General features: G+C 55.5%; 26 protein-coding genes and 1 tRNA gene. 13 read left to right on the top strand and 14 right to left on the bottom strand.

What is annotated here, in order from left to right; translation table 11 throughout:
* Positions 1 to 195 precede the first annotated feature (195 nt).
* The 10 genes from PHD76_08015 to PHD76_07970 all read left to right on the top strand — a co-directional run bounded on the left by PHD76_08015 (position 196) and on the right by PHD76_07970 (position 8,873).
* Positions 196 to 1,989, top strand: coding sequence for an extracellular solute-binding protein (locus tag PHD76_08015; protein MDD5261780.1), 1,794 nt, complete (start codon positions 196 to 198; stop codon positions 1,987 to 1,989).
* Positions 1,986 to 2,996: an ABC transporter permease subunit gene (locus PHD76_08010; GenBank protein MDD5261779.1), complete on the top strand. Its 1,011-nt coding sequence runs from the start codon at positions 1,986 to 1,988 to the stop codon at positions 2,994 to 2,996. The genes PHD76_08015 and PHD76_08010 overlap by 4 nt, the downstream gene beginning before the upstream one ends.
* 1 nt (position 2,997) lies before the next feature.
* Positions 2,998 to 4,029, top strand: a complete 1,032-nt coding sequence (locus PHD76_08005; protein ID MDD5261778.1) for an ABC transporter permease — start codon at positions 2,998 to 3,000, stop codon at positions 4,027 to 4,029.
* Between the two features lie 43 nt (positions 4,030 to 4,072).
* Complete coding sequence (locus PHD76_08000) at positions 4,073 to 4,906, top strand: ABC transporter ATP-binding protein (protein ID MDD5261777.1); 834 nt, start codon at positions 4,073 to 4,075, stop codon at positions 4,904 to 4,906.
* A gap of 43 nt (positions 4,907 to 4,949) precedes the next feature.
* A complete protein-coding gene (locus tag PHD76_07995; GenBank protein ID MDD5261776.1) occupies positions 4,950 to 5,330 on the top strand; it encodes a GxxExxY protein in 381 nt (126 codons plus the stop codon).
* Positions 5,331 to 5,358: 28 nt separating this feature from the next.
* Positions 5,359 to 6,150, top strand: a complete 792-nt coding sequence (locus tag PHD76_07990; protein ID MDD5261775.1) for an ATP-binding cassette domain-containing protein — start codon at positions 5,359 to 5,361, stop codon at positions 6,148 to 6,150.
* 44 nt (positions 6,151 to 6,194) lie between these two features.
* Complete coding sequence (locus PHD76_07985) at positions 6,195 to 6,473, top strand: hypothetical protein (GenBank protein MDD5261774.1); 279 nt, start codon at positions 6,195 to 6,197, stop codon at positions 6,471 to 6,473.
* Between the two features lie 25 nt (positions 6,474 to 6,498).
* Positions 6,499 to 6,801: a hypothetical protein gene (locus PHD76_07980; protein ID MDD5261773.1), complete on the top strand. Its 303-nt coding sequence runs from the start codon at positions 6,499 to 6,501 to the stop codon at positions 6,799 to 6,801.
* Positions 6,802 to 7,042: 241 nt separating this feature from the next.
* Positions 7,043 to 8,482 carry a TonB-dependent receptor gene (locus PHD76_07975; GenBank protein MDD5261772.1) on the top strand — a complete coding sequence of 480 codons (1,440 nt, stop codon included), beginning with the start codon at positions 7,043 to 7,045 and terminating at the stop codon, positions 8,480 to 8,482.
* Between the two features lie 52 nt (positions 8,483 to 8,534).
* A complete protein-coding gene (locus tag PHD76_07970) occupies positions 8,535 to 8,873 on the top strand; it encodes a hypothetical protein (GenBank protein ID MDD5261771.1) in 339 nt (112 codons plus the stop codon).
* A 303-nt stretch (positions 8,874 to 9,176) separates the two neighbouring features.
* Here PHD76_07970 and PHD76_07965 read toward each other — a convergent pair.
* The 8 genes from PHD76_07965 to PHD76_07930 form a co-directional block, all read right to left on the bottom strand.
* Positions 9,177 to 9,267: transfer RNA gene (locus PHD76_07965), tRNA-Ser, on the bottom strand.
* A gap of 592 nt (positions 9,268 to 9,859) precedes the next feature.
* A complete protein-coding gene (locus tag PHD76_07960) occupies positions 9,860 to 11,083 on the bottom strand; it encodes a type II toxin-antitoxin system HipA family toxin (protein MDD5261770.1) in 1,224 nt (407 codons plus the stop codon).
* Positions 11,080 to 11,385, bottom strand: a complete 306-nt coding sequence (locus PHD76_07955) for a helix-turn-helix transcriptional regulator (protein ID MDD5261769.1) — start codon at positions 11,383 to 11,385, stop codon at positions 11,080 to 11,082. The genes PHD76_07960 and PHD76_07955 overlap by 4 nt, the downstream gene beginning before the upstream one ends.
* Positions 11,386 to 11,637: 252 nt before the next feature.
* On the bottom strand, positions 11,638 to 11,823 hold the full coding sequence (locus tag PHD76_07950) for a DUF2384 domain-containing protein (protein MDD5261768.1): 186 nt from the start codon (positions 11,821 to 11,823) through the stop codon (positions 11,638 to 11,640).
* Between the two features lie 18 nt (positions 11,824 to 11,841).
* Positions 11,842 to 12,141, bottom strand: coding sequence for a helix-turn-helix transcriptional regulator (locus tag PHD76_07945; GenBank protein MDD5261767.1), 300 nt, complete (start codon positions 12,139 to 12,141; stop codon positions 11,842 to 11,844).
* A 417-nt stretch (positions 12,142 to 12,558) separates the two neighbouring features.
* A complete protein-coding gene (locus tag PHD76_07940) occupies positions 12,559 to 13,401 on the bottom strand; it encodes an alpha/beta hydrolase (GenBank protein ID MDD5261766.1) in 843 nt (280 codons plus the stop codon).
* Between the two features lie 74 nt (positions 13,402 to 13,475).
* Positions 13,476 to 13,664: a hypothetical protein gene (locus PHD76_07935; protein MDD5261765.1), complete on the bottom strand. Its 189-nt coding sequence runs from the start codon at positions 13,662 to 13,664 to the stop codon at positions 13,476 to 13,478.
* Positions 13,661 to 14,152: a hypothetical protein gene (locus PHD76_07930; GenBank protein ID MDD5261764.1), complete on the bottom strand. Its 492-nt coding sequence runs from the start codon at positions 14,150 to 14,152 to the stop codon at positions 13,661 to 13,663. Before PHD76_07930 ends, PHD76_07935 begins: the two co-directional genes overlap by 4 nt.
* Before the next feature lie 172 nt (positions 14,153 to 14,324).
* Here PHD76_07930 and PHD76_07925 point away from each other — a divergent pair, with 172 nt between their 5' ends.
* Positions 14,325 to 15,044 carry a polysaccharide deacetylase family protein gene (locus tag PHD76_07925; protein MDD5261763.1) on the top strand — a complete coding sequence of 240 codons (720 nt, stop codon included), beginning with the start codon at positions 14,325 to 14,327 and terminating at the stop codon, positions 15,042 to 15,044.
* A 215-nt stretch (positions 15,045 to 15,259) separates the two neighbouring features.
* Here the strand turns inward: PHD76_07925 and thiS are convergent, their stop codons facing one another.
* The 4 genes from thiS to xylB are packed head-to-tail and all read right to left on the bottom strand — an operon-like array spanning position 15,260 to position 18,937.
* Positions 15,260 to 15,469, bottom strand: a complete 210-nt coding sequence (thiS, locus tag PHD76_07920; protein ID MDD5261762.1) for a sulfur carrier protein ThiS — start codon at positions 15,467 to 15,469, stop codon at positions 15,260 to 15,262.
* Positions 15,466 to 16,578, bottom strand: coding sequence for a 2-iminoacetate synthase ThiH (thiH, locus tag PHD76_07915; protein ID MDD5261761.1), 1,113 nt, complete (start codon positions 16,576 to 16,578; stop codon positions 15,466 to 15,468). Before thiH ends, thiS begins: the two co-directional genes overlap by 4 nt.
* A gap of 22 nt (positions 16,579 to 16,600) precedes the next feature.
* Entirely contained in the window at positions 16,601 to 17,404 is an 804-nt protein-coding gene (locus tag PHD76_07910) for a thiazole synthase (protein MDD5261760.1), read from the bottom strand.
* 12 nt (positions 17,405 to 17,416) lie between these two features.
* Entirely contained in the window at positions 17,417 to 18,937 is a 1,521-nt protein-coding gene (xylB, locus tag PHD76_07905; GenBank protein ID MDD5261759.1) for a xylulokinase, read from the bottom strand.
* Between the two features lie 82 nt (positions 18,938 to 19,019).
* On the opposite strand from xylB, the gene mnmE reads away from it, so the two are divergent.
* The gene (mnmE, locus tag PHD76_07900; protein MDD5261758.1) at positions 19,020 to 20,339 is read left to right on the top strand and encodes a tRNA uridine-5-carboxymethylaminomethyl(34) synthesis GTPase MnmE; all 1,320 of its coding nucleotides are present in this window, start codon (positions 19,020 to 19,022) and stop codon (positions 20,337 to 20,339) included.
* 1 nt (position 20,340) lies between these two features.
* The gene (locus PHD76_07895) at positions 20,341 to 21,333 is read left to right on the top strand and encodes a quinone-dependent dihydroorotate dehydrogenase (GenBank protein ID MDD5261757.1); all 993 of its coding nucleotides are present in this window, start codon (positions 20,341 to 20,343) and stop codon (positions 21,331 to 21,333) included.
* A 14-nt stretch (positions 21,334 to 21,347) separates the two neighbouring features.
* Here the strand turns inward: PHD76_07895 and PHD76_07890 are convergent, their stop codons facing one another.
* Positions 21,348 to 22,538: a hypothetical protein gene (locus PHD76_07890; GenBank protein ID MDD5261756.1), complete on the bottom strand. Its 1,191-nt coding sequence runs from the start codon at positions 22,536 to 22,538 to the stop codon at positions 21,348 to 21,350.
* 81 nt (positions 22,539 to 22,619) lie between these two features.
* Positions 22,620 to 23,627, bottom strand: coding sequence for a tRNA (adenosine(37)-N6)-threonylcarbamoyltransferase complex transferase subunit TsaD (tsaD, locus tag PHD76_07885; protein ID MDD5261755.1), 1,008 nt, complete (start codon positions 23,625 to 23,627; stop codon positions 22,620 to 22,622).
* Positions 23,628 to 23,631: the final 4 nt, after the last annotated feature.

Below are 23,631 nucleotides of genomic sequence, written 5' to 3'. Positions count from 1 at the left end.
ATAAGGCGCTAAGCCGCAGAAGAACACAAAAATCAAACAACATGGATTTTTATAAAAAGGTTCTTCTGAATTTTAAGTTTCGACTTCTTGAACCCTTCTTGCTCATCATATTCCTCATCTAAGAATTATTTATTTAAACCTTGCGTCTTGTGCCCTTTGCGACTTGGCGTTAAAACGCAGGGGTTTTCAACCCTTATGACCTCCACCCAAGTTAGCCGTGTCTGTCTGATTCCCGTCCTCGTCGTTTTGCTGGGCGCCTGCAGCCGCAACACTGTCTCCCCCCGACAGGTGGGGCCGCCGGTTGTCGATACACCGGTAACTGTCGAAAGCTCGGGCGAATCAGATCCCATCGCCAATCCAGCGGCAGTTCATGGCGGGACTTTCATCACCTGGGGCGGGGAATTCCCGAAGTCGCTTAACATGTGGTTGGACTACAACTCATTTTCCAACCAGATCACAGGACTCCTGTTTGAGCCTCTGGTGGGGATACATCCGGTAAAAGACGAGCCGGTCGGCGATCTGGCGGAATCCTGGCAAATATCACCCGATAAAAAAACGTACACATTCAAAATTCATCCGTCGGCAAAATGGAGTGACGGCCAACCTGTCACGGCGGAGGACGTCCAGTTCTATTACGACGTCATCATGAATCCGAAAAACCTGACATCGCTGTTCCGGGTGGACATGAGCCGCTTCAACCGACCCGAAATCATCGACGCAAAAACCGTCCGGATCACAGCCCGGGAGGCGCACTGGAAAAATTTTTGGACAGCCGCAGGTTTCGTCGCCCTCCCGAAGCATGCATGGAAGAATCTGGACTTCAACCAGATCAATTTTGAATTTCCGGTTGTCAACGGCCCGTACCGCATCTACGAAGTCAAAACCAACCGGTCTGTCATCCTTCAACGCCGGGACGACTGGTGGGGACGCGAACGCCGGATCAACCAATATAAATACAATTTCGATTACCTCGTGTTCCGCTCCATGGAAGAACGCAACAAAGCGCTGGAAACTCTCAAGCGCGGGGATTTTGACGTTTACCCCGTCTATACCGCCCGCATCTGGGCGCAGCAAACGGACTTCCCGCAGGTCCAGAAAAACTGGGTGGTTCGGCAGAATATTTATAATCAGGAACCCAAAGGCTTCCAGGGATTCGCCCTGAATATGCGCCGACCGGTATTTCAGGAAGTGCGCGTGCGTGAAGCCCTGGCGCATCTGCTCAACCGTGAACTCATGTTGGAAAAACTCATGTTCAACGAGTACTTTTTATTGAACTCCTACTACCCGGACCTTTATCCGAACAATCGCAACCCCAATGCCCCACTCCAGGCTTACGACCCGGAGAAAGCGCGGCAATTGCTGAAGGATGCGGGCTGGAAAGTGAACGATGCAGGCATACTGGCCAAAAACGGCAAGCCCTTTGAACTGGTCATTCTTCATCATGGCGAAGACCTGCCCCACCTGAATATTTACCTGGAAGATCTGAAAGCCGTAGGCATCCAGGCCCGGATTGAAACAGTTTCACAGGCCAGCTTCACCAAGCGGGTGGATGAACATGACTTTGACCTGGTCTGGATGAATTGGGAAGGTTCCCGTCTGCGTGATCCCGAAACCATGTGGGACTCAAAAACCGCCAACGAGATCGCCACCCAAAATATCAGCGGTGTCAAAGACTCCGAAATCGACCGCCTGATCGAGGCCCAGAAACTCGAAATGGACCTCTCGAAGCGCAATGAAATCCTCCGGAAAATTGACAATCGCCTGACCCAAATCATGCCCTACGTCCTGCTCTGGCAGGCGGACCACACCCGGCTGCTCTACTGGAACCGCTTCGGCACCCCGCGCACTGTGCTGGATAAATTTGACCGGGAAGACTCGGCCACACCCTATTGGTGGTTTGACAAACAAAAATCGGACGCGCTGGATGCCGCCATGAAGGCAAACAGTCCGCTGCCGCCGGAACCCAAGGAAATTCATTACAGCGAATGACGGCTTATATCCTGCGCCGGCTCCTGTTGCTCGTGCCCACATTGCTGGGCATTTCGCTCGCCTGCTTTATACTGATCCAATTTGTCCCTGGCGGACCGGTCGAGGAAACCATCTCCAAAATCCGGGCCTTCTCCAGCATGCGCGGCGGAAGCACGCGTGAAATCTCGCCCGCGGAGGTGGAGAACATCAAATCCTATTTCGGTTTCGACCAGCCCGCCTACAAACGCTACTTCCATTGGCTCGGGCATCTTCTCAAGGGGGATTTTGGAAATTCCTACACCTATCACAAACCTGTGCTGGGCGTCATCCTCAGCAAGATGCCAATATCCCTCTTTTTCGGCCTAACCTCGTTTTTTCTTTCCTATCTCATCTCCATCCCTCTCGGCGTGGCGAAGGCGCTGCGCAACCAAAGCGCCTTTGATACCCTCAGTTCCACGCTGATCTTTGCCGGATATGTCATGCCGGGCTTTGCCCTTGGCGTCCTGCTGATCATCTTTTTCGGCGGCGGCAGTTTTCTGAATTGGTTCCCCATCTCGGGCATGGTCTCGGATAATTTTGAATTCCTCGGCCCCTGGGACAAAACACTGGATTTTCTGCATCACATGGTGCTCCCGCTTACATGCTACATGGTCGGCGAATTCGCCGTCCTGACCCTGTTGACCAAAAACAGCCTGCTGGAGGAATTGAACAAGGATTATCTCCGCACCGCCCTGGCAAAGGGAGTCAGCTTCAAAAGCGCCGCATGGAGACACGCCCTGCGCAACGCGTTCATCCCCCTCGCCACAGGCATGGGGGAAATCTTCACCGTCATGTTCGCCGGCGCTCTCTTGATCGAGAAAATATTCGATCTCGACGGCATGGGCCTGCTTTTTTACAACTCCATCGTCGGGAGGGATTACAACGTTGTGCTGGGCCTGATCGTCTTGATAAGCCTTTTCACGATGCTGGGCCGCTTGTTCTCCGACATGCTCTACGCCGCAGCCGACCCCAGAATCCGTTTTGACTGATATGTTTTCCGAAGTCACACGCCGCCAAATCCAACGCTTCCGCTCCATACGGCGCGCCTGGGTTTCACTTTGGATCCTGGCACTGCTCTATATAGTCTCGCTTTTCAGCGAACACGTCGCGAATGACCGCCCTCTCTTGCTGGGCTACAACGGCCATCTTTTCTTCCCCACGGTCAAATTTTATTCCGGCCAAACCTTTGGCGGCCCGTATCGAACCGAAGCCGATTACACTGCTTTGCGCGGGAACCCGGATTTCAAAGCCAAAGGCGGCTGGATGATTTTGCCTCTCATTAGTTCCGATCCCCTCCACTCCCATCTGGATTTGCCTGGCAATCCCCCTCAGCCGCCATCCTGGGAACATTGGCTGGGAACCGATAACTCGGCGCGCGACGTCCTGGCACGGCTCCTTTATGGATTCCGCAGCAGCATGAGTTTTGCACTATGCCTGGCATGCATCGGCACTTTTTTTGGCATCATCGTCGGTGGCATCCAGGGCTATGCCGGCGGCAAAACCGACATCCTGGGCCAACGCCTGATCGAAATCTGGTCCGCACTGCCGTTTCTCTATGTAGTCATTTTGCTCGGATCCATCTATGGCCAGGGTTTTGGCATTTTGCTGGTTGTATTCACACTTTTTAATTGGATCGGGCTTTCCTATTACATGCGCGGCGAATTTTTTCGCCTGAAAAACCAGGCCTTCGTACAAGCGGCACAAGCCATGGGCGCAGGGCATGTCCGGATCATTTTCCGCCACATCCTGCCCAATGCCCTCAACCCCGTCATCACCCTGCTTCCATTCAGTCTGGTGGGCTATATTTCCTCCCTCACCGCGCTCGATTTTCTGGGCTTTGGCCTGCCTCCACCCGCGCCTTCCTGGGGTGAAATGTTGCAGGAAGGCTTGGCCTATCTCTACGCCCCCTGGCTGGCCATTTCCGCCGTAACCGCTCTCTTTGCGACCCTGCTTCTGGCCAGCTTTATCGGCGAAGGCGCCCGGGCGGCCTTCGATCCAAAATCGTCCGGCCTTATAAAATGATCTCATCATTTCCATTTTACCCGCAGCCAACCCCCGATAGATTATGACAACCGTGGAAAAAGCGCTCATCCAAATCAAAGACCTCTCGATAAGCTTCGGCGCCGCAAAGGCCGTGGACGGCATCTCTTTTTCCATCAACCCCGGTGAAACCGTGGCCGTGGTCGGCGAAAGCGGCAGCGGCAAAAGCGTCACTGCACTTTCCCTCACCCGGCTGCTCCCTCCTCCACCCGCCTGCCAGGTCGAGGGTAAGATCATTTATCAGGACCGCGACCTGCTCTCGATTCCCGGGGACGAAATCCGAAAGATCCGCGGCAAACACATCGCCTACATCTTCCAGGAGCCATCCACTTCCCTCAATCCCGTCTTCAGCATCGGCTATCAAATCGAAGAAGCCATCCGCCTGCACCGGCCCGATGTTTCAGACGTCAAAGGCGAAATCGTCCGCGTGCTCGACCGGGTCGGAATTCGCGACTCCGAAAAGCGCTGCAGGGATTACCCGCACCAGCTCAGCGGCGGCATGCAGCAGCGCGTCATGATTGCCATGGCCCTGGCCTGCCGGCCCCAACTGCTCGTCGCCGACGAACCCACCACGGCGCTCGATGTGACCATCCAGGCCCAGATCATCGAGCTCCTGAAGGAATTGAAGGAGCAACTTTCCATGTCGATCCTGCTCATCACGCACAATTTCGGGATTGTATCGGGTTTTGCCGACCGGGTACTGGTCATGTTCCGCGGCAGGATCGTGGAGGAAGGGCCCACGCAAAAAGTGCTGAACCACCCGCAGCATCCGTACACCCAGGCGCTGATCGATTGCATCCCGCGGCTGGGGCAGAAAAAGGAGCGCCTCACCACCATTGATTACAGTAAAATCGTTTAACGCAAAACTTTAACGCAGAGGGCATAAGACGCAGAGACGCAAAATGACTGAAAATGAAATTGGGACAATTATTGTCGATTGTGCCGTGGAAGTTCACAGAACACTGGGCGGCCCGGGGCTCCTGGAGGTCGTTTACGAAGAGGCAATGGTCTGTGAACTGGAATTGCGCAACCTGCATGTTGAACGGCAAATACAAGTCCCCATATCGTATAAGGGCAAAAAATTGGGAAACCCCTTGCGATTAGGCCTGATGGTGGAAAAACTGGTATTGATTGATAACAAGGCCGTAACTGACTACAATCCAATCTTTGAAGCGCAAATGCTCACATACCTCAGATTAACAGGATTAAAATTGGGCTATGTGATTAATTTTGGCGAGAAATACCTTAAAACTGGAATCCACCGAGTGGTAAATAGACTGTAACAATCAAGACCTGCGCCTTTGCGTTAAAATGAATTCAAATTTGCTTTCAGTACAAAACCTCAAAGTCCACTTCCCGGTGCGCAGCGGCCTGCTGCAACGGGTCACCGGCCAGATCAAGGCCGTGGACGGCGTGTCGTTTGAAATACAAAAGGGCGAAACCGTGGGGCTCGTCGGCGAAAGCGGCAGCGGAAAATCCACCATCGGCAAAAGCATCGTGCGGCTGGTTGAAATCACCGAGGGGTCCGTCCATTACCACAATCACGAAATTTCCAGCATGAACCGGCGCGGCTTTCTGCCCTACCGCAAAAAAATCCAGATGATTTTCCAGGACCCCTACAATTCGCTCAATCCCCGTATGACCGTGGAACAAATCGTGGGCGAAGCGCTGGACATTCATTTCCGAAAGATGGGCAGGGCCGCACGCCGGACCCGCATTTTGGAGCTTCTGGATCTGGTCGGCCTGCAAGGCGATCACATCGTCCGTTATCCGCACGAATTCAGCGGCGGCCAAAGGCAGCGCATCGGCATCGCGCGCGCCCTGGCCGTGGAGCCGGAATTCATCGTCTGCGACGAGCCCGTCAGCGCGCTGGATGTCTCGGTGCAGGCCCAGATTGTGAACCTGCTGCAGGACCTTCAGAAAAAACTGGGGCTCACCTACCTTTTCATCTCCCATGACTTGGCTGTTGTGGAACATCTCTGCGACCAGGTATTGGTCATGACCGAGGGGAAAATTGTGGAAAACGGAACGCCGGACCAAATCTACAACGCTCCAAAACACGCCTACACGCGCAAGCTGCTGGATGCCGTGCCCAAGTTCTAAAATGGATACTTGACGCCGCCTTCTGATCCTATAGAAAAGCTTGGATGAACAATTGGCAAAACACGACTTCGGTCGTTTTGGGGGTTCTTGCGCTGTTTTTGACAATCACCCTGGTCGGTATAGGCGTAAGCAATCAGTACTTGCAAAAAAATCTTCAGGAACAGGCGCAAAAGGAGCAGCCCAGCATTAACCAGGGCCAGCTCAGCCAGCAACTCGGCACCGCCATCATCAAGGATATGGCGGCCTCATCCGTGAACAATCAAAAGATGAAGGACCTGCTCGCGAAGCACGGCATTACCGTCAACGTGAACCAGAACAAATAATCAGCGCCGATTTTTGGAAAAACTTATGAACGAATATCAGGAAAATCCCGAGGCCTCTTCCAGCTCCAACCCGAATTTCTGGCCCTACACACTGCTGGCTGTGTCCTTCATCATCATCATGCTCTGGCAGATCGTACTGGCTGTCAACGCGCACTCCATGATCCAGGCCCAGGCCAGCAACCTCAACCGCGTCAGCAGCGTGGCCCAACAAACCAAGGACAGCCTGGAAAAAATTGTTGTGGACCTGCTGGAACTCTCCAAGTCCGACAGCGATGCCAAGGCAATTGTGGACAAATATCAAATCCGCCAGACTGCGCCGACGAAGTAATCCTTCATTGGCCCCTCTTCAAAAGCCCATCCCACCGGATGGGCTTTTTTGTTTTTTGGCACGCATGGCAGCATCGCCATCCAGCACAACAACCCGGGCAACTTGGGATTGTGTTATGACCCAATATCTCATAGCTTGGATCGCCACCTGCCGATCCCTGTGAAAATCACATGGATCATCCCGTGGGTGGTAAAAAACCGGGTTAGGAGCCTAACCCCAAACCCAGGCGCCTGTTTATATTATGTCCGACGAAGCCCTGAGCACGCACCAAAAAGCCATACAAATCAATCTGGACGCCTCCCAGTATGGCACCTTCGCGGAAATCGGCGCCGGACAGGAAACCGCGCGTTGGTTCTTCCGGGTTGGCGGAGCGGCGGGCACGGTCGCCAAAAGCATGTCGGCCTACGACATGACCTTCAGCGATTCCATTTACGGCCCCTGCGAGCGTTACGTCAGCCGCCAGCGCCTGGGAACCATGATGGACCACGAATACCGCCTTCTCATCGAGCGGCTGCAAGCCCGGCGCGGAGACCACACCAAATTTTTTGTCTTTGCCAACACAGTCGCCGCCAAGGCCTACAACAGCGACAAGGAATGCCACGGCTGGCTAGGCGTCCGCTTTCAAAAAGCGCCCAACGCCGAACCGAGCAGCATCAAGCTCCACGTCCGCATGCTCGACAAGGAAAACCTCCAGCAGCAGGAAGTGCTCGGCATCATCGGAGTCAACCTGCTCTATGGCGCATTTCATTACAGCGACAACATCCAGCGCTTCATTGATTCCCTGATCGACGGGCTTTCCCTGGACCGGATTGAAATCGATCTCCTGTTGTTCGACGGCCCCGATTTCAAAGGGATCGACAACCGCCTCATCAACGTCCAGTTGGTCAGCAAAGGCTACACCTCCGCCGTCGTCTTCGCCCCCGGGCAGCAGGTATTGCTCGCCGCCGAACACATCTACAACAAGCCCATCCTGGTTGAGCGTGGCAATTTCAGGCCCGTAACCCATGTCAACCTCGACATGATGGAAGCCGCGCGCGAGCACTTCCTGAGCGACTTCACCCTGGGGCAGCCTGAAGTCATCGAAATCATGGAGATCACGCTTCGCAACCTTCTGAGCTCCGGCAGCTTCGATGCGGAAGATTTCCTGGCGCGCGTGAACATTCTCGAATCCATCGGAAAAACCGTCATGATTTCCAACTATGCGGAATTTCACCGCCTCGGCGCCTACATGAGGCGCTATTCGAAACAGCCCATCGGAATCGTCCTGGGCATCGCCCTGCTCCAGCAAATCTTCGAGGAAAAATATTATACCGACCTCGAAGGCGGAATCCTGGAATCGTTCGGGCGGCTTTTCAAATCCGGCCTTAAACTTTATATTTACCCGGCTCTCAGCGAGCACGACGGGTCCTTGATCACTGCCGAAACCATCCATGTGGCCCATCACCTCCGCAACCTCTATAAGCACCTGCGCGAAAACCGCCACATCATCGGCATCACCGGGCGTCAACCCAAATGCGTGACGTTCACCTCGCGCGAGGTGGCGGCTCTCATCACCTCTAACAACGGCAGTTGGGAAGACCTCGTCATACCCCAGGTCGCCCGGATGATCAAAGAGCATGGCTACTTCGGCTGGAAACAAACCGGTTCTGCTCCTTCCCCCGAACAAGGGCTCGCGCATTAGACGACGGCGCACAAAACGAACCCTTAATTCGCACTCTGGACGAATCCGTCCTTTGACCGGCATTCTTACAGAGCCTAACCCGGATGTTTCACACGCTTCTGGCCTAAAATTCATTACAAAAAACGCCGCGCTATTAACGCCCGAAGAGCACGCCAAAGTCCTCCAAGCAGAAAATATGAGCGAATACGGCCTATTTTACAGGCTGCTCTGGGAGGTCACTGGGCATATGCAGGCTACTGCAAAACCGCCTCCAATAAGGCAGTTCCAATTCAAAAATCAAAACAAAATACCCATTCAGGCGGTTTTGCTTGTAACCTGGATGTTCCTGCACCCCAGTTCCCGCCACACTTGCGAGCAGGACACTTTGCTGAGGTTTTCAACTGCGCTTTGACATGACAGGCTGGAGCAGCCAGCACAAATCGACCGCACGGTTATGAAGAATGCGAAGCCACCAGTGACAAAATCGGTGACAACAGGCCACGATTTGAACTGCCCCAGCCGCTTATCTGATGTGTCGTGTGCTGAAAGCCAACAACTTACCAAGAGAGCAGACAGGGTGGGAATGTCCATCCCGCTGCTGCGGGACGTAGCGGAAGTGTGCGTTGCTTGTATAAAATTCGCTGTCGCGAAATCGCCGAACTATGTTCGAATCCATGATAAATATCTCGACTTCGTCGAGAGCCGCCATTTTCAATGGCGGACAGGGTGGGATTCGAACCCACGGTGCCTTTAGAGGGCACGCTCGATTTCGAGTCGAGTGCCTTTAACCACTCAGCCACCTGTCCTGAATCGATAACTTTAGACAGAATCTTGGACGAGGGCAATCCGACTCTTCATCTCGCTACGCCCGATTGAGACCTCCCGGTCGCCGAAGTTTGTTGCCCCTTTTGATACAATTCGCTTCGCGAAAAGGCCGAGTCGAGCACACATAAAGCCGCAGCCACCTGTCCAATTCAAAATATTATGCAATATCGTGTGACATGAGCACCAACTGCGTCAAATAATTTAGAATTGAGAAGCATGCGCTCGGTCCAACTTGGGATTTTAAAATCTCTTCCGCGTGCATTTTCCACAGAAAATGCCGTCAGCTCCCTGTGAGTAACCTCCCTCGCTCAGTCGAATGATCGCCTTGCAGCCGTCACAGCGTGTCGGCTCATACTCCGGCGGGTTCGCCAGCTTCTCGAAGTTGTATTCGTTCGTGGCATGATGCTACAGCCCTGGAATCCCCGGATAAAACGTAGGCCAAGAAGATAACAGATACTTCAAACGTGTGAAGTGTTGAAATCATACCCAAAATGGGTTGCAAACTAATCCACTTCTTCAGCTCCCTTGAGAAATCCGCACACAGTGCCGACAGGGTTCGCGGTCATCCAATAGTCATATCAAAACTCGATTTTGGATGAGAAGGTGCCGCTCGCGGATTTCCCGGGCCTTGGCTGCGGAAAGGCCACTTTGCTTTGCAAAATCATTCCATTGGTCCAAGGCATTTTTTACTTTTTCAAAAAGTTGCCGGAACTCCGCTTTCGTTACACCGGCATCCAGGCAGAGGGATTCCATTATCGCAATCGTCGGCCAAACCTCCCCGTTCACGAGCGTCCCGCGTTCGAGCATGCCGGAACTGTAGGTCATGTCGTACGCAGGCGCCAACGACCATTCCCTGCGTTCTTCATGGTAAAGAAAAGCGTGGTTCTTGCCATGGTCGTCATGATTGGATGAAAGAACATTGAAGACCATGCGGCGGGCCAGTTCCCGCAATTCCCCGGGTTGAGTATTGAGCCGGATCGCCGCACGGAACAAATCCCGGTAATCCAGATCGCCCGCGCCCTTGTGCAGGAGCCCGCTGGCGGAGTGGAAATGAAAACGACGTTCCGGCTTTTTCAAGTCGGGCAGATCAAAACGTTTCACCAAGAGGTGGCGGCGTTTCGCCGGAGGATTCTCCTCAATCAAACGGGTTTGCACCGCACGGATTCCAGCCGCCCTGGCCATCAAAGCGTACGCGTGTTCACATGGCGCATTGTCCCCTCCTTCGGAAAGATCAAACTTGAGCAGGCACGGATCACCCAATCCGTCTGGACTGCCCACGCTCAAAGTTCCATCGGGGTAGGCCAGAACGACGGCCTTCGGGTAAGCTCCACCGGCCGTACCACCCTGGGCCAATTGCGCCAGAACCTCGGTCGGCTCTCCACGCTCGATTTCAGCAGCGCCACGGGCAAGTGCTGCGGCACTGATGGTTTCGAGTCGGCCCGCGCCTGAGCCTTCCTGGAGGGGAGGAAGAAAGCGCAACGCTCCCAAGCCACGAGTTCCCCGCCACGCGAGCAGGGTCATTGAGGTTGGTTCTCCCCATTTGTTTCGGGCAAATTCCTTGCGCGCAACTTTACGGCCCCACGAATCCGGCAGGCAATCCGCAATCAGCCCCGGCAACCCATCGATCCCTTTGCTACCGTTGAATACCACATTGGTAAAGGGCAACGACAACGGAGAAAGATTGTGGCCGCGCCTGATCCATGCCTCGTCATAGACAAAGTAAATCGCGCCGCGATGGATGAGATGCCCTACAACCGAACCATCCCACCAATGAACTTGCAGGTGTTTTTCCATCATTGCCTCCGTGGCCGCGACGCATGTTTGCGCTCGGGAAGCAAAAGATCCTCAAGCCGCATCTCCGGCTTTGTTTCGGGGATCAGTTCGCCAATGGCATCGCTGTAGCCGAGCATCCCGAGAGCCCGGGCCACATGGCGGAACTCAACGGTACCATCGCCGGACTCGATTTTTCGATAGGTGGGAATCGTGATTCCCAAAACCTTGCACATATGATCCTGTGACAAATTGCGGCGCAAGCGTTCCGTGCGCAGCCTGGCACCGAGTTTGGCTATGGCCTCTGTATCGCCTAGAATAGAAATCATAATTACATTAATATGCTATATTCTATCTGTTTAGCAATTATAATTTTTATTATATGCATGCTAAATTGGGCCTCCTTAAGAGTTGAATCTCCCTACCTGCTTGCGAACTCTACCTCAGCAAGTTGTAGGATCGCCAATTGGCTGCATAGCTCCCTACAAAAATACATGGAGAATCGGATCGTACCTAATGCTGGTTCAGATGCTCCTATCCTAAACATGGCATTCATGCCTAGTGGTCTGACAAGCTGCCGCTTAATCCGGCTGCCCGGATTCGAGCTGGTAGATCATGCGCCACAGGCGGTCGCTTTCCCCCCGTTCGATGATCTGAAGCGGAGTCGAGCCTTCAAAAGCGGGATTGGAGCGGTTCAGCCAGGCACCGATGTTTTTGGCATCAACCAATTTGGATAACGCATCAAACAGGCGTTCGAGTTCGGTCAACCGTTTAACGCCCGGCCGTCAAGCCGCTCGTTTCAGCATAATGGAAGGCGTTTGTCCCAATGCGGCTGTGAGTTTGGCGAGGGTGCCCAAGGTCATGTTCGAGGGCTTTCGCTCCCAGCGGCAAATATTGCTGCGGGCTGTGCCCACGCGACGGGCCAATTCCGCCTGAGTCAGGCCTTCGCGTTCGCGAAGAGCGGCCAGCATTGCGCCAAGGCGGAAAACCTCCCAGCCCTCTTCAAACCCCTTCGCAAACCGGGAATCTCTTCCCTTGCGGCCCGCAATATATTTCTCCACATCACTTACTGGATCGTGTTTCATAGTCTGTTACGGGACATTTCTCGTCGCTCGTGCGGTAAAATTCAACCTTCACTTCAGACTTGAAGGTTATCATTTATGATAACATCGTCAACCATGAAATATTTCGAGTCGAGTGCCTTTAACCACTCAGCCACCTGTCCTGAATCGATAACCTTAGACAGAATCTTGGACGAGGGCAATCCGACTCTTCATCTCGCTACGCCCGATTGGTAAACCACGTTTCGTTTGTAAGGGAAAACAAGTGCGGTGAAAAAGAGTGTCGGGAAGGAATAGCGGGCAAGCTGCCGCTTAGTCCGGATGGGATAAATCCGGAACGACGGATCGGGGCAATAGTACTTAAAGGCCATGAGCGTCGAGGTTATTCCGATGAAAATGCCCATCAACAGCTTTTCTTAAAGCGGGATAACCTCCGCACCATTAGCTCACGAAGCCCTGGAGGCGCAGCCAGTAGAGACAATCCCCGGTCCAGGGATGAAGTTCGTTAGGATTCCATTCATGCCTCCCCAATCCCATGCCGTGCTCGCCTTTCTGATAAATGTGCAAATCAAAGCGCACCCCGTGCCCGCGCAGCGCGGCGGCAAAGTCCAGGCTGTTCTCAATCCTGACCGTCTGGTCCTCCCATGTGTGCCAGAGAAAACAGGGAGGCGTGCCGCGGGTCACCTGCTTTTCGTTGGAAAGCAGTTCGACCAACCGCGGATCCGGATTGGGCCCAAGGAGGTTGTCTTTGGTGCCTCCGTTCGTGTTGGCTCCCATCGTGATGACAGGATAGCAAAGGATGCCAAGATCCGGACGGCTGCCTGCCCGTTCAATCGGATCGCTGGCATCGGGCTTGCCGGCATCGAAATGCGTCAAAAGCGTGGCCGCAAGATGCCCGCCCGCGGAAGAACCCATGATGCCGATCCGGTTCGGGTCCACTTTCCACTTTTCAGCATTGGCCCGCACGGTACGCAACGCGCGCGCGACGTCCTGAAGCATCAGAGGATGGCGATAACCGTTTGAACCAAGCCGGTATTTGAGAACAAAAGCCGCGATGCCCTGCTCATTCAACCACCGCGCGTAGCCTTCTCCTTCATGCCCGCTAAGCTCCCAGTAACCGCCACCCGGACAGACTACGATAGCAGCGCCGCCGGCCTTGCCGGGTTCGGGGAAAAAGGAAGTCAAAGTGGGGATGTCGTTTTCGCCATTGCCCAATGCTCCGGGCGCCGGGCCAGTCCAGAGCGGGGCCGTGGAGGGCACTTGAATTTGTGTTTTTGCGTTCATCGTCAGTTCTTGTTTTTTCAGGCTGTTGCGGTCGGATTGTTGATGCCATCACCCTGGATCGAAATCATCAGTTGTCAGGCTTCCACCGGCAAGGGCCGGGAATACTTCGCCCAGCGCGGGCGATTCCGGCGCTGCGCCGGCTGCATGTTGGACTCTGCAAACTCAATGGCCGCCAGAATCTGCGCCCACCGTTCCCGGGGTGTCAGGTTTCGGTCACGCCTGGCTTCTTCAGCTTCCTTGACTTTGTTATCTTGCGGGCTCATGAGATCGGATTCGACTGTAAAATTGCCTGGAGATGAATCGTTCTGTCGAGCTTGCGCTCTCCTTCAGGCAAAGCCAGTTGGCAGGCCAGCATGTCCCGGTCCGAAAGGCTTAAAAAAGACGTCCCGTTCGCAGTCTTGGCGGCAGCAGCGTCCTGTCTGCAGCGGTCATATTGCGCTTCAAGTCCTCGAACCTCCCGAAAAATATCCAGCGGACCGTGTTCGGTCGTTAAACAAAAAACCGATTGCGATGCGAGCCATTGCGGGTCATCACGCACCGGCCCCCATTGCTCATCATCAGGCCCCCACTGGGCCTTTAAGTCGCGCAGGGCTCGATTCAGGAGCGCAAGATTCGCCCCGGTGTTACGCACCCAGACATCCGTGTCGAACGTGAGCACAGGCTTATGCCGGATCAGGTAGTTCATCCCTCCAATCAGGATATAATCCACCTGATACTTGTTTAACGTGGCCAAGATCGCGTCCGTATTCATGATTTTTACAATGTCTCGGACATTGCAGGTCGAAAATCAATCTGAACTATTTTTTGCACTCTGTCGATTCACACAGGTGGAAAATGCGAGCACAGCCCGGCATTTTAAAAGTTGCAAATTCTGCGGCAGATACCATCCTTGTACGGTGAAGAGATCAGAATTTCTACAACTGATGGCAGGTGGCCTTATAGGCTTGAGCCTGCCCCCGGCCCGCGTTTTCAGCCAAGCCGTCGGCTCTGAAAAGGGCGAATATCAAGTTCCCCCTCATTCTCTTTCCAGCGGCCCGGGATTTGGCAATCGCATTGCCGTAACTTTCGACGACGGCCCTTCCCCCGGTATCACCGAGATCGTCCTCAAGGAGCTCGCCAACCGGAAGCTCTGCGCCACTTTCTTCATGATTGGCTCCAAAGTTCAGATGTATCCTGCTTTGGCCAAGGAAGTTGCCGATGCCGGCCACGAAATCGGCAATCATTCCTGGGACCATCCCGCCCTGAGCAAAATGTCAGAAGACAAGGTGGACAGCCAACTCCAACGCACCCAGGACGCGATCTTCGCCGCCACTGGAAAAACCCCGGTCTGGTTCCGTCCTCCTTATGGTGCTTTCCGCGTCAAAGATCAGGGGCATATTCCTGCCTCAAAAGGTCTGGGAATTGTCTTCTGGTCGGTGGATCCGCGCGACTGGTCTCAGCCAGGCGCGGAAACCATTACGAGCCGTGTGATGACCGCCACAGTGCCCGGCAGCATTGTGCTGCTGCACGATCTGCATCCGCAGACCGCAACTGCGGTTCCCGGCATCCTGGACCAGTTGGAAGACAAGGATTTCAACCTGACCCACATTTCAGGATTTGTCGGCGCACCGTACGCCTCCTATTACACGGCGAATAAGACGTAGGAAATTCAGAATGTTGAATTCAGAATTAGGAATTCAGCGTAGTGGCGACGGCGCTTTTTACTCGCGACCCATGTCGGAGTTGCACTTTTGCGAAAAATCCAAAGCGGTGTCGCGACCGGCGGATGCCGGACTTGCCACCGCACTCCATATCCCTGTCATCCGCGTTTATCCGTGGTTAAGATTTCCTAGGGTGGTAATTGGCGCGGATCCGGCCTTTAACCTCCGGCGACCACGCGCAAGAATTCAAGCCTATCCCCATGCTTGAGCGAAATATCCGGCCATTCGCCTCGCAGCAGAACACGGCGGTTGTGCTCAACCAAAATCATTTTGGGATCGAGTCCGGCCTCTTTCAACAGGTCGGGAATCAAAACCTGTTCCTCCACCTGCCCGGCTTTGCCGTTGAGAAAAACAACAATTTTGCTCATGCCGCGGACAATGCGTAGTCCCAGTCCTTCCAGACCGGGTCCAGTCCCAGTTCCTGCAAGCGCGACACCACCACATGGCAGGGGCGGTTGTCCGACACCGCAAACTGTTCGGTGGCAAACTGCCCCTCCGATTCGATCACCGGCAGCGCCTTGCCTTTTTCCGTCCGGTGCAATTTTTCAGCGCCGACACGCGTGTACCCTCCCGGCTCGGTATGGGCGCCGGCGCTCATCAGTGTGATTCCCAATTGCGCCAGGCCGTCCCGCAACGAAGGAGGCTCGCGTGTGGAGAGCACCAGGCCGACCTGCGGAAAGCAAATCCGGAAGGCGCAAACCAGGCGCGTGAATTCACGGTCGGTCACATGCACCTGCGGCTGGAATTCACCGGCCGCCGGACGCAGGCGCGGGAAAGAAACCGTCAGGGAGGATTTCCAGCAGTGCTTCAACAGGTATTCCGCATGGGCGGCCAGCGCAAACGCCTCCCGCCTCCAGTCCGCGAGGCCCAGCAGCGCTCCAATGCCGATCCGGCGGAACCCCGCGGCATAGGCGCGTTCGGGGCATTCCATGCGCCACTCGAAATCCTTTTTCGGCCCGGCCACATGCAGGTCCGCATAAATCGCGCGGTCATAGGTTTCCTGGTACACAATCAGCCCGTCGGCGCCCGCCCGGACAATCGGACGGTATTGTTCCGTCTCCAGGGGGCCCACCTCCAGCGAGACGGATGGCACAAGGCCGCGCACGCATCTGACACATTCTTCGAGATAATCCTCGGAGACGAACTTCGGATGCTCGCCGGCAACCAGCAGGATGCTGCGGAACCCCTCTGCCACCAGATAACGGGCCTCGGCGCGGACCTGCTCCAAATCGAGCGTCACGCGATTGATGGGGTTGTTGCGTGAAAAGCCGCAGTATTTGCAGATGTTGACGCATTCGTTGGAAACATAGAGCGGCGCAAACAAACGCATGGTGCGGCCAAAATTCTGCCGCGTCAGCCGGGCCGACTCGCGGGCCATGGATTCGAGGGGCTGATCCTCCTCCAACAAACTCCGAAAACGATCCAAAACCGGAGATCGATGCTCTTGCAATCGGTCAAAATGTGAAACGAAACTCATGGAATGAAAATCAGTTTGGATGTTATGGTTTCGCCTCGGCGTCCAAAAATGCTGTCAGCGGGCTTGTGGGTGAAGCGTAATGCCTCGGCCCCGGCAGTCCCATTTCATACGCGGCCCGCCCGGCTTCGACGGCCGCCGCAAAGGCTTTCCCCATCCGCTGCGGGTCATTGGCTATCGCGATGGCGGTGTTCACGAGAACGGCAGAGGCCCCCATTTCCAAGGCGGCAGCGGCATGTGAAGGAGCGCCCAAGCCGGCATCGACAATCACGGGCACATTGGCCTGCTCGATGATGATTTCCAACTGGCCCCGGGTTTCCAATCCGCGGTTGGAACCGATGGGCGATCCCAGCGGCATGACGGCCGCCGTCCCCGCTTCTTCCAGACGCTTCGCCAGCACGGGATCGGCGTTGATATAGGGCAGCACGGTAAAACCTTCCTTCACCAGAATCTCGGCGGCCTTGAGCGTTTCAATCGGGTCCGGCAGGAGATAGCGCGGGTCGGGATGGATCTCGAGTTTGACCCACTTCGGCAATCCGGCCGCAACGCCGAGCCGGGCCAGCCGGACAGCTTCCTCAGCGTTCATCGCGCCGCTGGTGTTGGGAATGATGAGGTACTTCGCCGGATCGATGTAATTTAAAATGTCGGCGGAAGGATCGTCCTTTCCGCTCAGGTCCGCCCGGCGCAATGCCACGGTCACCAGTTGGGTGCCACAGGCTTCCAGGGCGTCCTTCATGTCCTGGGGCGAAGCAAATTTACCTGTGCCCACCAGCAGCCGGGAATGAAACTCACGCCCCGCAATCGACCAGCTTTCAGTTTTCAAACTCATGGAGGCTTAAAATTAACGCAACGCGGCGTGGCTGGCAAATACAGGAGCATTCGCCTTCGATAATTTTTGATGAAATTGCTGCAGGTCGCGGCATAATTTCGCGTTTTTCTTGTTGGGCACCGTCCGGGTGGAGGCGTCCACTTTGACAAAGGCATCCGTGATCTGCTGGATGCGAACGCGCTGCCCGCGGCTGCACGCGTACGCCCATTTGGCCTGCAGGGCTGCGCCATAGGCGGCTCCCTCGGTCGTTTCCAGAGCCGCCACTTCCGTGTCAAAAGCATCAGCCAGGATTTGCCGCCACAGGGGATTCGCCGAGCCTCCGCCTGTCAGGCGGATTTGTTTGGGCCGGATTCCGAGGTCTTTCAACCGTTCCATGCCGTAATTCAAGCCCATGGCCACGCCTTCGAGCGTGGCGCGCGCGAAATGTTCCAGCGTGAAATTTTTGGAATCCAGGCCGAAAAAGACGCCGCGCGCATCCGGCAGGTTCGGAACGCGTTCGCCTTGAAAATAAGGCAGGAGAAACAGGCCATCCGAACCGGGCGCCACTTTTCCGGCTTCCGCCGTGAGGCGGTCATTATCCCAACCGAGGGCCTTTTTTAACAACTCGGTAGCGATAGTCACATTCTGGGTGCAAACCAGCGGCAGCCAGCCGCCCGTGCTGTCGCAGAAAGCCGCCACCTCGCCCAACGGGTCAATCACCGGCCTGGAAGAATAGGCGTAAATGGCGCCGGAACTGCCAAGGCTGGCAGTGGCAATCCCGGGCTTGGTGTTGCCGGTGCCAATGGCGCCCATCATGTTGTCTCCACCGCCCGCAGAGACCAGGGTGCCGGGTTCCAGCCCAAGGGCTTTTGCCACGTCCGCCAAAAGCGCGCCGGCGGGCTGGCAGGAAGGCTGAATGGCCGGAAGTTTGTCCGCCAACTCCGGATCAATGGCGGCCACGACTTTTGGCTGCCAGCCCCGCGTTTTGGTGTCAAAAAAACCGGTTCCGGATGCGTCTCCGGCTTCCATGGTGGCGACCCCCGTCAGATGATAATTCAAATAATCGTGAGGCAGGAGCACGGTATGAATTGCATGATAATTCTTCGGTTCATGCTGCTTCAGCCAGAGAAGCTTCGAGGCGGTAAACCCGGCCGGGATTCCGTTGCCGGTCAGCGCGATCACTTTTTTCAGCCCGCCCAATTTTTTGATCAGGGATTCGGCCTGCGATGCCGTGCTGGTGTCGCACCACAACTTGGCGGGACGAATCACCTCGCCATTTTCGTCCAGCACCACCAGGCCGTGCTGTTGCGCGGAGACTCCGATCCCCTTGACTGTGGCGGATGAAATCCCAGCCTTGGCCAGCGCCTCCCGGACCGACTCCGTCATGGCCGCAACCCACGTCTTGGGATGCTGTTCCTTTGCGCCGTCCCGCAAACCCGGGATCAAACCGTAAGAAGATGAACCGGATGAGAGTATTTTGCCGGTCTGTCCATTCACCACCACGGCCTTGGCGCCTTGAGTGCCGCAATCAATGCCGATGAAATGTTCACCCATGGGATGCTGAGCATACTACAAGCGTTCTGTTAAATCGAGAGATTATTGTATTTTTTAAAACCCCCACCATGATGGAACCCGCATGGCTAACGACACCATCATCGCCCTCAGCACGCCTCCGGGTCCGGCTGCCCTCGCACTCCTGCGCCTGAGCGGGCCCCAATCCCATGCCATCATCCAAAACCATATCAACTCCCCTTTCGCACCCCAACACGCAAGCTTCGCCCGCTTCCGCTCCGGCACTGAAATCATCGATGAGGTGGTTGCGACGTTCTGGAAATCTCCGGCCTCCTACACTGGCGAGGATATGGTGGAAATCAGTTGCCACGGCAACATGCTGATCGTCGAACGCATTCTCCAGACACTTTGCCAGAGCGGCGCACGGCCGGCCGACCCCGGCGAATTCACCCAGCGCGCCTTTCTCAACGGCAAGATGGATCTGACCCAGGCGGAGGCGGTCATGGACCTGATCCACGCACGCAGCGAACGCGCCCTGCGCGCCGCCCACGCCCTGCAAAACGGCAGGCTCGGCCAAATCCTGCAGGAAGAACGTGAAAACCTGTTGCAAGTACTTTCCCACCTGGAAGCGTTTATCGATTTTCCGGATGAAGACATCACTCCCGATGTCAGCCGCGGTTTTATCGGAAAAATCAAGCAGACCCGCCTGCGCATCCAAAATCTGCTCGCCTCCGCCCGGGAGGGGAAATGGATTCGCTCCGGTTTGTCCGTTGTAATCACCGGCGCGCCGAACTCCGGCAAGTCCAGCCTGCTGAATGCCTTGTTGGAACGCGACCGCGCCATTGTCAGCCCCATCGCCGGGACGACCCGTGACACCATCGAAGAAGTCATTTTTCTGGAAGGGATCGCCATCCGCCTGACCGACAGCGCGGGTTTGCGGGAAAACCCGGACGAAATTGAAAAGCTCGGCATTGAACGCACCCGGCAAGCCTTGAATGAGGCCGACCTCATCCTGTTCCTGATTGACGGCTCGGACCCCTCCGGGAACTTCACAGCGCCGGATTTTCCAGAAAAAATTCCGTTGCTTGCCTGCCTGACCAAATCCGACCTGCCCCGAAAAACCAAGGCCGGGGGGCTGGCGTTATCGGCCCGCAGTGGAACCGGATTGGCCGAATTAAAATCCGAAATCGTCAAAATACTGCGTTTGAACGAAAGCAGCGCCGGACTGGATCATGTGGCCATCAACAGCCGTCATGAAAGCCTGCTGCGGGAAGCGGTGGAAAATTTGGACCGCGCCCTTGAAATGACAAATCAAAAGTCGCCGCCGGAGCTCATCAGTTCCGACTTGCGGCAGGCGCTCAACGCCTGTGGTAAAATAGTTGGCGAAGCCACCAATGAGGATATGCTTGACAGGTTGTTTAAAAATTTCTGCATAGGCAAATAACATGTTTTACACACGCATCCTGCGCCCCCTGCTCTTCCAAACCGATCCGGAATGGATCCATCACTTTTCGCTGAGCCTTCTGACCCGCACCCCCGCCGCCAGGCTGCTCCAACACCTCGCAACGCCCAAAGACAGGCCCGTGAAGCTTTGGAATCTGACTTTCCGCAATCCCCTGGGCCTGGCCGCCGGTTTTGACAAGGAGGGCACGGCCATTGAAGCCATGTACCGTCTGGGATTCGGCTTTACCGAAATCGGCACTGTCACGCAACTGGGCCAGCCCGGCAATCCCACTCCGCGCGTCTTCCGCTGCCCGCAGCAAAGGGCCCTCATCAACCGCATGGGATTTCCCAACAGCGGCGCGGACATCATCGCCGACCGCCTGGCCGAAGTCCGCAAAAATTGGCGCTGCTGGAATTATCCACTGGGCATCAATATCGGAAAATCCAAGCTCACCCCGCTGGATGAGGCGGCTGACGACTATCTTTATTCCTTCCAAAAATTGCATGCCTTTGGCGATTATTTCGTGGTCAACGTCAGCTCCCCGAACACGCCCGGCTTGCGCGACCTGCAGAATGTGGACAACCTCCGCCCCATCCTCTCGGCCTTGCAGCAAAAAAACCGGAGCCTCGGAGCCAAGCCGCTGTTGTTAAAGATCGCGCCGGACCTATCAAAAGAGCAAATCTCAGCCATCCTGAATCTGATCTCGGACGAAAAACTCGACGGCATTGTCGCGACGAACACCACCCTCGACCACAGCTCCGTCTCTCTGAATGAAACAGGCGGGCTCAGCGGCCTGCCGTTGCGAGAAAGAAGCGCCGAAATCATCCGTTTTATCTCGTCCGAATCGGGCGGAAAACTGCCGGTGATCGGCGTGGGCGGGGTTTTCACCCGCGACGATTTCCAGGAAAAACTCGATGCCGGCGCGAGCCTGGTGCAAGTCTATACCGGTTTTGTCTATCAAGGCCCGTTTCTGGCCCGAAGGCTTTTGGGCTGATTAATTTACGCATTTTATTTTGAAGACTCATCTTTTGCGTCAGGCAGGGCAAAAATCGGCCCTTTGGTGCCGATGGCGGGGGCATTGTCAATGTTCTGAAATTGCGAATCGTCCGTGTCTGCCAGCTTGAAAATAGGAAGAATCGGGCGCCCGTTCTTTTCCAGCGGGTAATCGACTCCTTTTTGCTGTACCAGAATGAACGTGCCAAAGACAAAGCCCGGACGTTCCCCAATGAGAATCTGGATGTCATGGGCTTCCCCGGCGTTCAGGTCCATCCAATATCCATAGGCCAGGTAGGCCGTGCCCCCGCCGATTTTATGTTTTTTAATAAACTCGGGTGATTTGAAAGTCGTAAGAGGCGGCCCGTAATCCTGGTCGTTATTTTTGTTGATGCTTCCATCCAAAACCACTTTCCCATCCACATTGACGATCAATACGTCGTCTCCATAACCAACCAAACGGTAAGTTCCTGTTTGCGGGGCCGCAAACGAGCCTCTGTAGAGAACCACCCACTGACGCGGCTGTACCAGGTCTTCGACATGGAATGCCGTCGGCCCCTGATCTGCGCCCACGAACGGTATGAAAATCTGGGTGTTATAAAGCGGGTTCGGACACGCAAAATATTTTCGTAAAGTGGATTCGTTAAAATGTTTGGCAAATTCGGTAACCACCTCCCCATATTCCGCATCATTCATGCTTTTATTGGGCTTGCCGTTGGCTGTTTGTTTCAGGTCATAAAAGATGCCGGTCAACCCATCCTTTAACATTTGCGATCTACCGAAGGGATTGCCCACCGCGAGGGGCGCCGATTTCTGGCCCTTGGCGGCCACAGCGCTTCCGCTTCCATTGGAAAGAGCGCCCGATACTCCGGACAGGATCGGACCTGTTCCTGCCACCATGGTGTAGTTCTGGTTGGGAACGGGGCTGATGATAACATTGGGTGCATCAGGCTGCAAGTTCTGCGTTACATTGGGTTGCTGCTCCTGATCCGGTTCCGGTGGCGTGGGCTCCTGGGTCATATCAGGTTTGGCCTCCTCCGGGGGAAGGTTGCTCGGCGGCGCAACATCCAGCGTCCCGACCGGGGTTTCGTGCTGGATCGGAGCTTCAATCAGGACAAAACCGCCGATGATGAGTAGAATGGCAAAATGCACCACTGCCGAGATACAAAAAGCCCCAAACGTGATTTGTCTTTGGCCTAACTTCACTTTATTACAATAGCGCCGTTTTCACTGTGGGGCAAAAGAAATATGCGGCGCGCGCGAGGGCAAGGAAGTGATTATTCTACTTTATTCCGCCAGTTTCCAATTGGGATCGATGTCGAAATCCCAGGGACTGCTCAAGCCCGCTTCCAACCGGCAGGCGCCCACGGCCGCAATCATCGCCGCGTTGTCCGTGCTCAACCCCGGATCAGCCACCCGGCATTCCATGCCGTGGCGTTTTGCCGCAGCTTCCATCGCATCCCGCAGGGCACGATTACAGCTCACGCCGCCACTAACAGTAATGATTTTTACGCCCGCATGTTTTGCGGCACGGAGGGTCTTGGCCACGAGCACGTCGAGGATCGCCTGTTGGAACGAGGCGCAGACGTCGGGCGCGGAAATTCCCGGATGGCGCTGCAGGTGGATGCGCACCGCTGTCTTCAGCCCGCTGAAACTGAAATTGAAATCGCCGGAATCCAGCATGCTGCGCGGGAAATCCACCGCGCTTGGATTTCCTTCACGCGCGGCTTTTTCGACCTCCGGTCCTCCCGGGTACGGCAACCCGAGCAGTTTGGCCACTTTGTCAAAAGCCTCGCCCGCGGCGTCATCCTGGGTCCTGCCTAACAATTTATAATTAAACGGCTCCCGCACATGCAGCAGCAGCGTGTGCCCGCCGCTGACGATCAAGGCCACATGAGGGCAAACCGGGACCTCTTCGTTGGAAAGGAAGGGGGAAAACAGGTGGCCTTCCATGTGATTGACCGCCAGCCAGGGTTTCCCCAGCGCAAAGGCAAGCGCCTTGGCATAGCTCACTCCGACCAGCAACGCCGAGGCCAGGCCGGGTCCCGCTGTCACGGCGATGCCGTCAATGGATTGCCAGTCCGGTATCCCGGCAGCCGCCAATTCCCGGACCATGGGATCAAGCCGGAGCAGGTGTTGCCGCGTGGCCAGTTCGGGCACCACGCCGCCAAAGGGACGATGCTGCTCGATCTGGGAGGCAATTTCATTTTGCAGGATCCTCAGCCGTCCCCCCTCCTTCTCCACGACCGAAACGGATGTTTCGTCACAGGAGGTTTCAATGCCCAAAACACGCATGGGA

This window comes from Candidatus Methylacidiphilales bacterium (assembly GCA_028713655.1).
Lineage (GTDB): Bacteria > Verrucomicrobiota > Verrucomicrobiia > Methylacidiphilales > JAAUTS01 > JAQTNW01.
The sequence above is the reverse complement of the archived record's forward strand: the minus strand, read 5'-3'. Positions and strand labels throughout refer to the sequence as shown.